This is a genomic window from Archangium sp. (assembly GCF_036277355.1).
GTDB lineage: Bacteria > Myxococcota > Myxococcia > Myxococcales > Myxococcaceae > Archangium.
Genome location: NZ_DASUNC010000097.1, coordinates 20,623 through 35,334 on the forward strand (window position 1 = coordinate 20,623; position 14,712 = coordinate 35,334).

Here is a 14,712-nt window from a genome sequence, read left to right on the forward strand (position 1 = left end):
GTTACAGGTCCTCCTCGGGGTCGACGGGGACGGCGAGGGTGGAACGCGCGGGGGCGGGAGCGGTGGTGCCTCGCAGCTCGTTCACCGGGGCCGGCTCTCCCACGGCCACGCCGATGCCGGCCACGCTCGGCAGCTGCAGGCCCTTCATGGGCACCTCGTCCTGCTCGGCGCTGGTGCCCTGGGCCAGCCGCACCTTGCCGAAGGCCACGCCCTCCACGCGGCTGACCACGGCCGCCAGCTCCAGCGCGAGCACGGACTTGCGCAGCGGCCAGCCCCGGCGCGCACCGGGCTTGTCCGTGTCCTCCTCGGGCAGGGGCGAGAGGAAGTCGCGCAGCGCCTGCTTCACCCGCTCGGTCACGGCGACGAGCTGCATGCCGGCCACCACGGTGATGCCCACGGACACCCAGAGGGGGACGTAGCGCGGCCGCCGGATGAAGAGCTCCGTGGTGACGAGCCGCCGGGGCCCGAGCCAGCAGGCGATGGTGTCCAGGAAGGCGTCGGGCGCGCCCGGCGCGGGGGGCTCCTGCTCGGTGCGGGGGATGACGAGCACGGTGACGGCGCCGGGCGCATCCCCGGGCGCGTCGGTGGAAGTGCCCGGGTGGAAGGCGGGGAGCACCTCCACGCGGCCCACGTCCACGCCGGGCGTGCGCCGGGTGAGCGTCTCGAAGTCCTGCAGGCTCACCAGCCGGTCCCGGTGCTGGAGGTAGCTCGGAATCTGCTTCTCGCCCTCGGCCACCGTCTCCGCGTCCGCGCCGCCCCAGGTGCGCAGGGGATTGGTGACCTTGAGGCCCGCCGGGAGCGTGGGCGCGCTGGTGATGGCGCCCGGGCCCACGTTGCCCGCCTGGCCCACGCCATGGTCATAGTCCGCGCGCAGCACCGCGCCGCGCGGCGGCCGGGCCCCACGCAGCCCGTCTCCGAAGCGGATGAGGCCCGCCTCGGGATCCACCGCGAAGACGCGTACCCGCGGGTTGCTCGGGGGCGTGGTGCCCGGGGGCTGCCGCGGATCCGGCACCACCACCTCCGGGCCCGCCGCCGACAGATCGTCGATCTCCTCCCACGTTTGCGTCTCGCCGTTGACGGTGACGGAGAGCCGCACGCTGCCCGGCAGCACCGGCGCGTGTGCGAGCTTCACCTGTTGATCCGGCTCGCCCGTCCCCTCCGGAAGCGGCTCGCGGCGCACCTGGGCGCGCTGCGTCACCTCCGACACGTTGATGCCCATCCACATCAGCTTCAGGCGCACCTCGCCGGGGGCGGTGATGCGCAGCCAGGTGATGACACGCTCCTTGTCCTTGTCCTCCTCCAACGCCGGAGGGAAGTCCCGCATCCCCTTCTCCAGCGGCTCCAGGTTGCTCCACAGCTTCAGCGCGCCGGAGTCCGAGGGCAGGGGCACCTCGATCACCGTGGGCTCCAGGGGCACCTCCACCGTGGCGAGCGTCTGGTAGGTGGCGTTGCGTTGATCCGGCTCGTCCGGGAGAAGGCCCCCCGAGGGCAGGCGCGGAATCTGTACCTGGATCAGCTTCGACTCCCGGCCCACCGCCGTGCTTCCCGGGAGCAGGTGCACGCCCTCCTCGCCCATGGCGGGGACGAGTCCGAGGCTGAGCGTGCGGCCCTTGAGCGCGTTGCGCACCTCCTCGAGCGTGTCCGAGTAGGGCTTGTCCACCGTGCGCACCATCAGGGCCACCCAGAGCGATTGATCGATCGCATCGGCGCCGAGGTCCACCGGCTCGTTGCCGCGAGCGGGGAAGGGCGTGGCCTTGTACAGGGTCAGCTCGGGCGGGGTGGGCTGGGTGCGGAACGAGGCGTAGAGCTGCTCGTAGTAGTCGCGCTGCTCCGGCCCCGGGCTGACGCGCTTCTTGTAGTAGCCGCGGGCCTCGATGGGGAGCACGTCCAGCGAGCGCAGGGTGCGGAAGGGCACCTGTCCGGCGAGCACCTCCACGCCCTCGCCGAGCGTGAAGACCTGGCGCGGCCCGCGCTCGTTGGTGACGGTGACGAGCCCCCGCGCGGCGGTGGCCGGCTGCAGCGGCACGCCCAGCAGGGAGAGGAACTTGCGGCGGTTGCGCTCCGGGATCTGGTTGGCGCGGTAGAGGAGGCTCTCCGTCAGGAAGGCGAAGAGCTCGATGAGGGTGACGCCCGGATCGCTCTTGTTGAAGTTGGTCCACTCGGGGTTGTGGATGGGGATGCGCGCCAGGGCCTCGTCGAGCAGCTGCTGGTAGCGGCGGTCATCCAGTGTGGGGACGGTCAGTGGCATGGAGGCGCCTCATCCGGCGAGCGACACGCTCAGGCTGACCCGCTCGCGCGCCTGGGTGGCGACGAGCCGGTAGGTGATGGTGGCCAGGGCGGTCCGGGCGTCGGCGGGATCGGGCTCGACGAGGACGGACTCCACGGTGATGCGGGGCTCCCACAGGGCCAGCGCCCGGGTGATGCGCTCCTCCAGCCGGTGGCGCGTGGCCACGGTGTTGGGCTCGAAGAGGAAGGAGCCCAGTCCCCCGCCGAAGTCGGGCAGCAGGAGCCGCTCGCGCTGCTCGGTGGTGAGGATGATCTGGATGCACTCGCGCACGTTGCGCTCGCCCTCGGACCAGCGCAGACGTCCATCGGAGCCCACCCTGGGTGGGAAGCCGATGCCTCGTCCCAGCAGACTTCCAGCGTCCATGCGATTCACCTCGCGGCCTGGGCTTCGGGGGGAAGGGGCCGCTTCGGCGCCTGCGGATCCGCGAAGTCCGCCAGCAGGAAGGCCTCCGAGCGGTCACTGAGCACGGGCGGAGGCAATGGCCCCTCGCCGGTGCGGTGCAGCACGAAGCGGAGGGCATACAGGCCGCTGCCCGGAGGCTCCGCCGCGACGAACCTGCCGGTGGCGCCCGTGGGGACGGAGCCCACCAGCAACCGGCGGCGCCGCTCCCGGGGGCCGAAGGTCAACGGGAACACGGGCGTGGGCACCTCGTCGGGAGCCAGGGCCTCCGCGCCGCCTCCGGGCACCTCGAGCCAGGAGGGCTCCACGTCATCCCGGGGCGGGGACACCCAGGCCTCCTCGCCGCCATCCGCGCGGAGCCGGCGCAGCACGAAGCCCACCTGCTCGTCCAGGCCGGAGTCGGGCAGATAATCGGTGTCCACGTCCGGCGAGGACACCAGCCGCGCCATCACCAGGTAGTAGCGCCCGTGCACCGGCTGGTACAGCTTGAGCGCCTCGGAGTTCTCCGGGCGGGCGACGAGCGCGGAGAGATCCGGTGCCGGCAGGGCCTTGAGCCGCGAGCCCAGGTCGTCCATGAAGCGCTCGGAGACGAAGCGCAGCAGCAGCGGGGCGCCGCGCTTCACCGGATCGTCCTGGACGGTGGCATCCCAGAGGGTGGCGGGGTTCAGCCACCGGGGCGTGGACGTGCTCATAGCGTGTTGCCTCCGCCCGGCGTGTACGTGGGACTGATGACGGTGTTGGTGTTGATGATGTCCGCGCGCAGCAGCCCGGCGAACTGGGAGATGCCGGCCGTGGCGGAGATGGTGCCGGCGGTGAGGCTCAGGGTGCCGGCCGTCACCTTGAAGGAGGCGGTGTTGAACTCCACCGAGGCGGCGGCGTTCACCGTCAGCTTGGACGCGGAGGTGACCTCCACGGTGTTGGCGGTGGCCGACACCTTCCCGGCGGAGGTGACCTCCACGGTGTTGGCCGTCACCGACAGCTTGTTGGAGGCGGTGACCTCCATGGTGCCGGTGTTCACCACCAGCCTGGCCGAGGACGGGGTGGTGATGGAGATGCCGGCGGCCTCCAGCTTCACCGTGTTGCCGTTGGAGTCCTTCACCTCGATGGAGGCGGGCGAGTCCAGGAGCGTCACCTTCTGGCCCGCGGGCGTCTCGAGCAGGAGCGTCTCCTTGCCGTCCGAGTCGTCCAGGGTGATCTTCACCCCGTTGCGCGAGCGCAGCACCTTGCGCGCGTTGAGCCCCTGGCCGTCCATGGCGTCCGGCGGCGCATCCGTGCCATTCCAGAGCGCGCCCAGCACATAGGGGCGGCGGGGATCGCCGGCCTCGAAGCCCACCAGCACCTCGTCGTTGACGTCCGGGATGAACCAGGAGCCGCGGTTGTTGCCGGCCATGAACGTGACGAGCCGGGCCCAGGCCTCGTAGCGAGCCCCCGCGGTGTCCGGGGCCCAGGGCAGCACCACCTTCACGCGGCCCTGGTTGTCCGGATCCTTCACGTCCGTGACGAGCGCCGGGTAGAGGCCGTACATGCGCCCGCCGAGCCCTTCCGGCACCCGCTCGTCGATGATGGCCTCGAAGGCCTGGTGCCCCCCCATGTGCTACCTCCCCAGTCCCGGGCGCTCGGCCGTGAATTCGGTGCGCAGCCCATTCGTTGCGTCGAAGAGATGCTTCACCCCGGTGACGTAGTACTTGCCGCTGAAGAGCTTCCCCAGGCCCTTCAGCTCCACGCGGACGCCCACGCGCAACCCGGGCGTTGGCCAGGCGGTGCCGCGGCCGGTGACGAAGCGCCGCGCCCCCAACCGGAAGAAGGACTCCGCGCGGGCCCTGGCCTCCGCGAGTGACAGCGGCACCGTGTGGACGAGCACCTCCTCGCGGTCTCCGAGGGTGGAGGAGAGCAGGCTCGCGCCACTCGTCCCCCCGTCCAGCTCCGCGCCGAGCACCGAGTCCGTGGCCGTGTACTTCAGCGCCGTCTTGGCCCGCACGTCCCAGCCGCTCACCGACACCGAGGTGCGTTGCCCGGCCAGGTCCGCGAGCACGGTGAACTCGCGCAGCTCGCTCCCATGGGTCAGCGTCAGGGGCGTGCCGGAGGCGCGATCCGGGCGCGCCTGGGCGTGCAGCGTCCCGTCCTCCACCCACACCTCCGCGCCCACCGCCCGGCACCGCTCGCGCAGGAAGGCCAGGTCGCTCTGGTTCACCTGGGCGAGCACGTCGTACTGCGGCCCCTGCACGTCCACCCGGGCTCCCAGCCCGTGCTTCGAGGCGAGCTGCTGGAGGACGTCCGCGTCGCTGACCTTCTCGAAGGTGCGCGTGCGCCGCGTCATCCGCAGATCCTGGAGGCGATCCTCGGCGAGCACCGCCACCTCGGGAGGGCCGTTCTCCTGGAAGCGGCCCTCGAGCGCGGAGATGCGCCCGTCGAAGAGCGTGTCCCGGCCGAGCCTCACCTGGAAGCCCTTGCCGAAGTCGAGCGTCTTCCGGTCGAAGTAGAGGAAGCCGATGCCGCCGCTGACGGCGCCCCAGTTGCCGAAGGTGGCCTCGCACCGGTACAGGCCCCCGGTGTCCTCCTCGATGGTGAGCGCGAGCAGCCCGCCGCCGAGCGTGGCGATCTCCTGACCGCCCACGTGGAAGGTGGGGCGGGAGGGACGCAGGGGTGTGGAGTGGGTCCCGTCGGCCATGGCGATTCAGTACGCGCGCAGGCGCAGCTGGCGCTCCCGGCCGCGCGTGAGAAGCCGGTGGAGCTCCGTTTGCCTCTGGATCTCGGGGACGGGCGCGGGGCCCGGCTCCGGCTTGCCGCCGTTGGCGGAGGCGGGGGGTGTTTCGGGGATGATCTCGAAGTCGTTGATGACCACCGGCATGTGCCGCTCCTCCTGGCCTGGCCTTTCAGCCGCCGGCCTTCAGGTTGATCAGCTGTCCGGTGGGGAGCCGCAGCGGATCCTCGATCCGGTTGGCCTTGGCGATCTCCCACCACTCCGCTTCCCGGCCCACGTTCGCCGCCATGCCCTGCAGGGTGCTGCCCGCGGGCGCGGGCGTGAGCCGCTCGATGCCGGTGATGCGCGCGCCCGGCCCGACGACGGGCGACTTGTCCGTGCGGATGACGTAGGGGTCGATCTTCTGCTGCGACAGCCCCAGCGTCACACTGGCCCGGAGCGGCCGGCCCTCGGGGGAGAAGAGCTCCAGCGACTCCTCCATGGACTCCACCACCCCGTCGAACTGGAACGAGCCCCAGACGAAGCGCACGGCCGGTGGGATGTACTGGCCCTCCTTCACCTTCTCCGTCGGGGAGATGAAGAAGGCGACCTTCCGGGTCAGCCGGCGGACGTCGTTCTCCTGGGAGTTCGTATCCGGGTCGGTGACGTCGAACCACAGCTGGAGCGAGAGCTTGGTGGTGCCCTCGCCCACGTACTGCCGGCCTCCGGTGCCTTTCTGATCTCCCGAGAGCTGGTTGGACAGGGAGACCTTGAGCGTCTCCGGGTTGAACTGGACCATCACCCAGTTCTGTTCGTTGACCTCGTTCTGCCGCTCGTCGAGCTGGCGCAGCTCGGCCTTGGCGAGTGCCAGGGGCAGGGGCATGGCTAGGCTCCTCCTCGGGGCTGGACGCGGGTGAGGGACTGGTAGGCGAGCTGGAGCTCCTCGATGGCCACCATGCCGTCCTTGGCGTGGAGCGCCGGGGCCTTGAGCTTCACGGGGATGCACCGGTCGAGGAAGAAGCGCGCCTGGATCGTCTTCGCATCGGAAGAGAGGAGGAGCACCTCTCCCTGGGCCCGCTTCGTCCGGGGGGAGGCCACCACCGTCTCGAACCACAGCCAGAGATCATGGTTGGGCGTCATCCCGCGCCGCAGGGTGAGCTGGCCGTAGCTGACGGGACCGAAGAGGCGGATCTGCTGGCCGTTGTTGCCGCCCTCGCGAATGGTTTTCACGTCCAGGGTCATCTCCAGGCCGTCGCACTCGGCGAAGGAGGCCTCGCACAGGGAGACAGGGGAGTCCCCGACGCGCAGCTCCACCCGGAAGTTGAAGGCGGTGAACAGGGCGTCGCTCATTCAGCGCTCCTCCGTGAAGAGGCCGCGGTCCTCGCGTTGGACCAGGCGGACGTTGAGGAAGGTGAGGGGCGAGGAGGGCGCCACGCGCAGCTCCACGACGAAGCGGCCCTGCCCGGAGCCGGTGCCGGGATCGGAGGCGAGTACCACCTGGAAGGCCTCCTCCCGGGTGCTGCCGGCGAAGGCGCCGCGGGTGAGGAGGCCGCTGAGCAGTTGCTCGAAGCCGCGCTGGACGGAGCGGCGGAGGTCCGGGGAGTCGTTCTCGAAGACGTAGGTCCTGCCGGCCCGGAGCGCGGCCCGGCGCAGCAGCGCGAGCAGCCGCCGCACGTGGATGGGCTCCAGGTCCGGATCCGCCGTCAGCGTGGAGGCGGTGAGGGACACGAAGCCCCGGGGCTCCTGGAGCAGGGTGTTCACCTGGGCGTCCCGCAGCGTCAGCCACGTCTGGCGCTCCAGCTTGTGCGCGAGGGCCACCACGTCGTTCCAGGGCTCGTTGGCGGGCGTCACCCAGGCCCCGCGCTCGTTCGCGCGCCGCGCCAGCACGCCGCAGGCGGCCCCATCCGGTGGAATCCAGCGCGGCTCGAGGAGCGCTCCCGCCTCGGAGACGAGGGGCCACGGGTGGTAGAGCGCGCCGTGGCTGGGGGCGTTGGTGCCCACGAGCGAGGAGGCCGCGTCCCCCTCGAGGGGGAACTTGCGCCGCAGGCTGTCGGCGTGGCCGGTGGCGTCGTCCTCCCGGAAGTGCGCGGGCAGCGAGAGGACGGCGAGCAGATCCCCCCGCGCGGCGCACATCGTCAGGAGCGCGCCGTGGATCGCCTTCAGGTGATTCTTCTCGGCCTCGCCATACGTCTCCGCGGGGCGCAGCCTCCAGCCGGGCTGGCCGGAGATGGAGATCGTCCGCGTGGGAGACCATGGGCCCGGGTAGATGCCGCGGCGGGCGCGGACGCGGTAGTGGTACGTGCCCGCGTTCTGCGCGAAGAGCGTCATGCGCTCGGCGGGCCCCTCGTAGAGGACGACCGCGTCCTGGAACTCCGGGAAGGTGGCCACCTCGAGCGTGTAGACGACGGGCTGCTCCTGCGCCTCCTCCAGGGACCAGGACAGCTCGAAGGCCTGGCCGAGCGCGGGTGATGCGGGCGTCACCTCGAGCCCGGTGGGCTTGGGCGGGGCGAGGTAGACGCAGTCATGGAAGGCGCCCGGGAGGGCCTCCGGCGGCGGAGTGGGAGGCGCCAGGGGGTGAAGCGTGTTCTCGGGCGCCTCCGGCCACCGCTCCTGCTCCAGGCTCCACGGGCGGTGGACGGCGTCCGGCACCGCCACGAGCGTGACTTCCTCCTTGGAGAGCAGCGAGTGGATGCCCTTGAGCGGGCGAGGCTGGGGGCTCTGGTATTGGATGAAGTGGGCCTGCGCCAGCAGGGCCAGGGTGCCCACGCCCTCCATCGCCTCGTCGAGGAAGGGCACCGCCGTCAGGCGCTCCAGGCCGTCGCGGACGAGCGCGGGCTCGGCGGACGGGACGCGGCCGAGGTACGGCTCGGGCAGCAACGCCATCCCGAGCGGCCAGTAGAAGGCCTCATCCTCGTCCTGGGGGGCCGCGAGCGGGAAGCGCGGCTCGAGCGCGCTCTGGCGCAGCGCCTCGTGGAGCTCGGGCTCCGAGTAGGGGAGGGCGGGCCCCTCCTGCTCGGTGCCCTGGAGCCACGCGAGATCCGTGGGCAGTGCGCCCCAGTAGCGTGGATGGGAGGGGCAGAAGCCCAATCCCTCCAGGCGCTGCGGGGCCTCGCCTCCGCGCCGGACCCAGAGGCCGAAGGTGAGCCGCTCACCCCGGCCCTCCTTCAAGGGTCCGAGCTCCGCGTCGGTGGGCGGAGTGGGCAACAGCTCCACCCACTCACCCGACATCGTCACCCCGGGCTTCTCCGGATGGAGCTCCCCGACGATGAACCAGTGCCGCCGCACCCGCTCGTCGAGGCACAGCAGCGAGCCGGGGCGGGGTTCCGCCATGAGCGGTGGCTTCTGCTCGAGCTCGAGCTCGCCGGTGTCCGCCACCCGGGCGGTGAGCCGGAGGGGCGGCTCCTCGCCGGGGCCCACCCACAGCAGCGGGACGGGCTCGTTCCCCTGGAGCGCTTCCGGACGCGTGCCCGTGCGCAGCCACTGGGGGTGGCTTCCGGAGCTCCGCCACGCCACCGTCCGCTCCGGGTTCTCCTCGTCCTTCACCGCCTCCACCGTCTCCACGGGGAGCAGCAGCGTGTACCCCGCCGCCTCGAAGCGGACGCGGAGCAGATCTCCGGCGAGGGGCTCCAGGGGAGGCGCCACGTCCAGCGCGAGCGGCGCATCCGTGCCGGAGCCGCCCAGGAGCGCGAAGGGCTCGGCGGAGAGGCTGGCCGCGAGCAGCAGCGGATCCGACCAGCTCCCCTCCGAGCGCGCGCGGGCGTGGGCGGGAGCGGCATCGCCCGAGGCGGTGGTGCGCAGCAGCCCCGGGAGGGGGAAGACATTGGAGCACGCGCCGGGCCCCGCCACGCGCACCACCCAGCAGCGCCGGCCTCCATTGCGGAAGAAGGCCCGCACCGTGGGGGCCAGGTACGCGTGCACCCGCTCTCCCCGCTCGACGTCCAGGGCGATGGGCAGGTCCTCCCCGAAGAGGGCCTGGAAGCGCGCCACGTCCTCCACCAGCACGGGCTGATCCAACGGCCCCGAGGCCGCGAAACCCACGAAGGCCGCCACGTCCATGCGCGGCAGCTCGTCCGGCGCGGACGGCGGCTGCGCTTCGAAGCGGATGCCCGGTGGGCGTCTGGTGGAGGCGCGAGGCACGTTATTCCATCTCCAGGCGCTCGTAGGACAGCGTCAGCTCCTCCATCGCCACCTCCGTGCCCTTCGCGTTGAAGGGGCCGCTGACGTGCTTGATGATGCGCGCGCGCAGCAGCTTCCACGTCTGGACGACGGCGGTGTGGTCCTCGTTCTGCAGCTGGATGGTGACGGTGCGCAGCGCGTTCTGATCGCCGTTGCGGATCTGATCCAACCACTTGTAGAGCGTCAGCGAGCCGATGACGCCCCGCTTCAGCGTGACGTCCGTGGCCTTGTTGAGGCCGGTGATCTTCCGCACGGCGTTCTCCTTCTCGTTGCCGTTGCGGTACTCGGCGACGGTGACCTCCATGCCGACGTTGCTGACTTCCTGGAAGCCGGCATCCGCCCCGTCGGTGGTGCCGGTGCCCAGGTCGACCAGGAAGTTGAACTGCACGTAGGGACGCTCTCGAAAGGTGGCCATCTCGGCTCCTCCTGTGTGGGGTTACTTCCGGTCACCGGTCCACTGGCCGATGCGGATGATGACGAACTCGGCGGGACGCAGCGGGGCCACGCCCACCAGGCAGACGAGCCGGCCGTTATCCAGATCGTTCTGGGTCATCGTGGAGCGGTCGCACCGCACGAAGTAGGCCGCGTCCGGGCGATCTCCCAGCAGCGCGCCGTTCTGCCACTCGTTGAGCAGGAAGTCCTCGATGGTGCGGCGGATGTTGGCCCACAGCTGCGCGCCGTTGGGCTCGAAGACGGCCCACTGGGTGCCCTTGTCGATGGAGCGCTCCAGGTAGGCGAAGTAGCGGCGCAGGTTGACGTACTTCCACTCGGGATCCGAGCTGACGGTGCGCGCGCCCCACAGCCGGAAGCCGCGGCCCTCGAAGAAGCGGAAGGCGTTGATGCCCTCGGGGTTGAGCGCCTCCTGCTGGGCGGTGTTGAGGATGGACTCGAAGCCGATGGCGGAGACCACCACCTCGTTGGCCGGCGCCTTGTAGACGGCGCGCTGCACGTCGTTGCGCGCGTAGATGCCGGCCACGAAGCCGCTGGGCGGCAGGACGATGGGCTGCCGGGTGACCGGATCCATCACCTTCACCCACGGGTAGTAGAGGGCGGCGTGGCTGGAGTCGAGCTTGGCCCGCATCTCCCGCACCTTCTGGACCGTCTGCCCATCGCCGCTGTCCAGCACCGCGATGCGGTACTTCATCCGCTCGCAGTGGGAGATGAGCGAGTTGACGATGGTGGCCGCGTGCGGGCCGTAGCCGGTCTCGTAGCCGAAGGTGGCGCCCGGCGCGGCGACGATGGAGATGTCCTCCAGATCCTGGAACTGCCGCAGGCCCGTCTTCCGGGTGGTGTCCGGCACCTCCCGGCCCTCGTAATCACCGGAGACGGGCCGCATGCCGTCGTTGCCGCCCCGGAGGAGGGTATCGGCGGAACGCTCCTCGTCCGAGGAGGTCAGGTCCCTCAGGTTCGCCAGGCGCGCGCCCATGAGGGTGCGCAGCAGGGTGAGCCCGTCGGGGATCTCCCGCGCCTCGAGGACGAGGGGGATCTCCCGGTTGCGCGAGGGAGTCCCCGGGTCATGGATGAAGCGGGCGGTGAGGGAGTCCGCGGTGCCCGCGCGGGAGTGCTGCGGATCCAGTGCGAGCCCGTCCCAGACCAGGAATGCATCCGAGTCGTTCGTCGGGAGGATGCTGGCCGTGACGGTGATGACGCGGAGCTCGAACCGCCGCCTCTTCGCCTCTCGCCCGCCGCCCCCCTCGCCTTCCTCCGCCTCGCCTCCACGCCCTCCGCCTCCACCCTCTCCGCCTCCACCTCCGCCGCCCCCCTCGTTCAGGGGCGGGACCTCGCCTGCCTGGATGTCGGCGAGCGTCAGCGTCTTGCCGGTGGAGGGCTTGAAGGTCCACGCGCCGGTCGCGTCCTGGAGGGCGAGGAAGAAGTCGCCGGAGTTCTTGGCGTCCACCACGTTGATGAGGACCACGTCCCTGTCCAGGAGGGCACCCACGCGCACCTCGCCGGCCTGGTTGTAGGAGAGGACGTTCTGGCCCACGCGCAGGGTGAGGCGCAGCGCCATGTTGCCGGACGAGCCGGGGTAGCGCGCGTGGAGGAAGAGGGAGGGCGCATCCGCCGCCGCGTCGGCGGGAAGGAGCGCGCGGGCGTGCCCATCCGGGTAGGGCGCGTCGACAGGGACCACCGCGGCCTTCGTATCGAAGCCGGTGTACGCCTCTTTGTCCTGGCGCCGGAAGACGCGGCTGACGTAGAGGCGCTTGCCGCCCTCCTCGAAGAAGGAGCGCACGGCGTGCCACAGGTAGTTGTGGAGCCGGCCGGTGTCACTGAAGTTGAGCTGCAGGCGGCTGCCGTAGGTGCGCTCGAACTCACCCAGGCTGGTGATGAGCTCGTTCTCCAGCTCGATGGGGCCGTACCGGGTGGGGCCGATGAAGCCCGTGGTGGTGGTACTGACGCCTTCGATGCTCTTGGAGCGGAATGAGACCTCTTCGACGAATACGCCGGGAGCGAGATATTCGGGCATCGGTGGTTCCTCGCTTAGGAGCCGGCGGGCGTGAGCCGGAGCCGGGAGTGGGTGTCCTGCTGGGTACGAACGACGAGTGGCTGGCCGTAGTGCAGCGTGAGCTCGAGGTGCGGCTGGGCGCCGGAGGTGTCGGGCCAGAGGCGGGCGGCGGGCTGGCGCAGGGTGCCGCGGAGATCCGGGGCCAGGGGGGGCACGGGCCCGGCGGGCGTGTAGAAGGCCTCGAGCCGGAGCGTCCAGGACTGCTCGCGCAGGGGCGCGTCCTGGAGGATGGCGGGGGAGTCGAAGAAGAGCGCGGCGCGGCCCTGGGCGTCCGCCAGGCCGCGCGCCACGAGCTCGTCCTTCACGCGGACCTCGAGCCGGGCCCAGGCGGCGGGCGCCTCCGCCTTCACGTCCCACAGCTCCGCGCGCACCACCGCCAGCAGGGGCGAGGCGTGGCGCGAGGGCGCGGAGAAGAGCGGCAGGGCCGGCTCCGGTGGCCACAGGGGCGAGGGCGGCGTGTCCGGAAGGCACTCGAGCGTCAGCAGCGTCCGGGAGGGCAGCTCCACCTGGAAGGAGCAGGGAAGGAAGCGTCCCTCCGTGTCCCGCACCTCGACGGAGAAGCGCTTGCGGGGGCTTCCGGGCGGGAGCGCCCGCAGTCCGGGGAGATCGCTCAGCACCCAGACGCTGGAGGGGTTGACGGACGCGCGCTGGCGCAGGGCGGGCCGGGACTCGGGCCAGACGCTCACCACCAGCCCGTCGCCGATGTACTGGCCCGTGGCCGCGTCGCGGAAGCGCACGCCGAAGCAGGCCTCGCGCGACACCAGGTGGTACGAGTGCACGGAGGGGCTCATGACTCGCCGGGCCTTCCCTGCCGCACATCGCGCTCGCCCACGGGCGGGTGCTCCTCCTCCACCACCGTGGAGTCGATGGCGATGAGCCGCACGAGGTAGGTGGCGGACACCTGGAGGTTGGGCTTGCCGACTTCCCAGACGTTGAGGAAGTCCTGGATGCCGAGCGGATCGAAGACGAGGGTGACGCTCTCGTCGGGGAGGAAGGGATCCGTCCCCTGGAGGCCGAAGTGGTTGAGGACGTTGGCGGGGATGCTGGAGTTGTCCTCGAGGAAGCGCAGGGCCCAGCCGAGCAGCTTGTGTTGCTGGGCGGCGGTGCGGGCCCAGGGCGTCAGCAGGTAGTGGAGATCCAACGCGAGGGGCCGGCGGAAGCGGCGGCCCTTCGCGTCCACGCGGCCCGGGAGGTTGCGGCGGGCGGTGCTGGGCGTGACGCGGTAGAGGAAGAGGGAGATGCCCTCCTCCATGGGCTTCTTGAAGTTGTTGGCCTGGTAGAGTTCGAAGCTGGCGTTCGCGAACTCGGGCTTGGGACAGGACTGCTTCAACAACCCGAGGAGTGCCTGCCCGATGGCTGGGATTGCCGCGTAGGTTGCCACCGAACACCCCTCCTCTCCTCGCCTCTTGTCGAGCAACGTCCGCGCCAGCCCGCCTGGCGCCGGGCGCGGTGTGATTCCAGGGGGTTCGTGTGTGTGTTTGTCTTCAGGGGGTGGAGGCGTGGGACGAAATCATCCACCCGCGCGGGACAACCGCGTGCGCGCCCGAGGGAGGAGGGTGGATGGATTCGTCCAGGGGGGAGGGCGCGCGGAAGACGCACGCACCCGGGCTCCTCCCCGCGTGGAGAGAGGCCCGGGCCCGGGGTGGCTACCGTGGAGGGAGGCTCACTGCTCGCGGGTGAGCCCGTGCCGGCGCATGAGCTCGAAGAAGGCGCGGCGGTGCTTCCCGCTGGCGCGCGCGGCGGCGGCGATGTTGCCGTGGTGGGCCTGGAGCGTGCGCTGCAGGTACTGACGCTCGAAGGCGGAGACGACGCGGCGCTTGGCGGACTGGAACGTCTCCTGGTGGAGCGCAGCGGCGGACTCGGGGGGGGACGCGGCCGCGGTCTCCTGCTCCAGGTGGCTCAACAGCGGGAGCTCCTCGGGGTGGACGGTGCCCCCGCTCCGGGTGCACAGCAGGTAGCGGACACAGTTCTCCAGCTCGCGGATGTTGCCGGGCCAGTCATAGGCATACAGGTGCTGGAGGGCCTGGCGGGAGAAGGAGACGGGGGGCTTGCCGTACTCGGCGGCGTAGCGCCGCAGGAAGTGCTCGAGGAGGGCGGGGATGTCCTCGCGGCGCTCGCGCAGGGGCGGAACCACGAGCGGCAGCACGCGCAGGCGGAAGAAGAGATCGGCGCGGAAACGCCCTTCACGGACCGCGGTGACGAGGTCCGCGTTGGTGGCGGCGATGATGCGCGCGTCCGAGTGGCGCAGGCGCGGGTCGCCGAGGGGCCGGTACTCCTTCAGTTGGATGAAGCGCAGCAGCTTGACCTGGCTGGCGAGGGGGAGGGAGTCGATCTCGTCCAGGAAGAGGGTGCCCTGGTGGGCTTCGGCGGCGAGCCCGTTGGAGCGGGTCCGGGCCCCGGTGAAGGCGCCGTGGGCGTGGCCGAAGAGCTCGTTCTCGAAGAGGTCCGCGGGGAGGGCGCCACAGTTGACGGGGACGAAGGCGGCCTGGGCGCGGGCGCTGAGCTCGTGGATCCTCCGGGCGTAGAGCTCCTTGCCCACGCCACTGGGGCCCTGGATGAGGACTTCCGCGTCGGAGCTCGCCGCGGAGGCGACGAACTCCAGCAGCTGGGCGTGGGTGCCGCTGGTGCCAAGGATGGGCGTCGTCATACGTCGGGGCAGGCAGACTG

Annotated in this window: 14 protein-coding genes; all 14 read right to left on the reverse strand. The window is 71.3% G+C overall.

Features of this window, described 5'->3' with window-relative positions; genetic code table 11:
• Position 1 precedes the first annotated feature (1 nt).
• Positions 2 to 2,248 (reverse strand): baseplate J/gp47 family protein, encoded by a 2,247-nt coding sequence (locus VFZ09_RS25140; protein WP_329730190.1) that lies wholly within the window; start codon positions 2,246 to 2,248, stop codon positions 2 to 4.
• A gap of 9 nt (positions 2,249 to 2,257) precedes the next feature.
• Positions 2,258 to 2,650 carry a GPW/gp25 family protein gene (locus tag VFZ09_RS25145; protein ID WP_329730191.1) on the reverse strand — a complete coding sequence of 131 codons (393 nt, stop codon included), beginning with the start codon at positions 2,648 to 2,650 and terminating at the stop codon, positions 2,258 to 2,260.
• Between the two features lie 5 nt (positions 2,651 to 2,655).
• Positions 2,656 to 3,378, reverse strand: a complete 723-nt coding sequence (locus VFZ09_RS25150) for a hypothetical protein (RefSeq protein ID WP_329730192.1) — start codon at positions 3,376 to 3,378, stop codon at positions 2,656 to 2,658.
• Positions 3,375 to 4,277 (reverse strand): phage baseplate assembly protein V, encoded by a 903-nt coding sequence (locus VFZ09_RS25155; protein WP_329730193.1) that lies wholly within the window; start codon positions 4,275 to 4,277, stop codon positions 3,375 to 3,377. The genes VFZ09_RS25150 and VFZ09_RS25155 overlap by 4 nt, the downstream gene beginning before the upstream one ends.
• Positions 4,278 to 4,280: 3 nt before the next feature.
• Complete coding sequence (locus VFZ09_RS25160) at positions 4,281 to 5,354, reverse strand: phage late control D family protein (RefSeq protein ID WP_329730194.1); 1,074 nt, start codon at positions 5,352 to 5,354, stop codon at positions 4,281 to 4,283.
• A gap of 6 nt (positions 5,355 to 5,360) precedes the next feature.
• The gene (locus VFZ09_RS25165) at positions 5,361 to 5,534 is read right to left on the reverse strand and encodes a hypothetical protein (protein WP_329730195.1); all 174 of its coding nucleotides are present in this window, start codon (positions 5,532 to 5,534) and stop codon (positions 5,361 to 5,363) included.
• Between the two features lie 25 nt (positions 5,535 to 5,559).
• Positions 5,560 to 6,249, reverse strand: coding sequence for a hypothetical protein (locus tag VFZ09_RS25170; protein ID WP_329730196.1), 690 nt, complete (start codon positions 6,247 to 6,249; stop codon positions 5,560 to 5,562).
• 2 nt (positions 6,250 to 6,251) lie between these two features.
• On the reverse strand, positions 6,252 to 6,716 hold the full coding sequence (locus tag VFZ09_RS25175; protein WP_329730197.1) for a phage tail protein: 465 nt from the start codon (positions 6,714 to 6,716) through the stop codon (positions 6,252 to 6,254).
• A complete protein-coding gene (locus VFZ09_RS25180) occupies positions 6,717 to 9,503 on the reverse strand; it encodes a hypothetical protein (protein ID WP_329730198.1) in 2,787 nt (928 codons plus the stop codon).
• Position 9,504: 1 nt separating this feature from the next.
• Positions 9,505 to 9,957 (reverse strand): phage tail protein, encoded by a 453-nt coding sequence (locus VFZ09_RS25185; protein ID WP_329730199.1) that lies wholly within the window; start codon positions 9,955 to 9,957, stop codon positions 9,505 to 9,507.
• Positions 9,958 to 9,978: 21 nt separating this feature from the next.
• A complete protein-coding gene (locus tag VFZ09_RS25190; RefSeq protein ID WP_329730200.1) occupies positions 9,979 to 12,006 on the reverse strand; it encodes a phage tail sheath family protein in 2,028 nt (675 codons plus the stop codon).
• Positions 12,007 to 12,020: 14 nt separating this feature from the next.
• Positions 12,021 to 12,836, reverse strand: coding sequence for a hypothetical protein (locus tag VFZ09_RS25195; RefSeq protein ID WP_329730201.1), 816 nt, complete (start codon positions 12,834 to 12,836; stop codon positions 12,021 to 12,023).
• On the reverse strand, positions 12,833 to 13,426 hold the full coding sequence (locus tag VFZ09_RS25200; protein ID WP_329730202.1) for a DUF4255 domain-containing protein: 594 nt from the start codon (positions 13,424 to 13,426) through the stop codon (positions 12,833 to 12,835). Before VFZ09_RS25200 ends, VFZ09_RS25195 begins: the two co-directional genes overlap by 4 nt.
• Positions 13,427 to 13,708: 282 nt before the next feature.
• On the reverse strand, positions 13,709 to 14,692 hold the full coding sequence (locus VFZ09_RS25205) for a sigma-54 dependent transcriptional regulator (protein WP_329730203.1): 984 nt from the start codon (positions 14,690 to 14,692) through the stop codon (positions 13,709 to 13,711).
• Positions 14,693 to 14,712 lie beyond the last annotated feature (20 nt).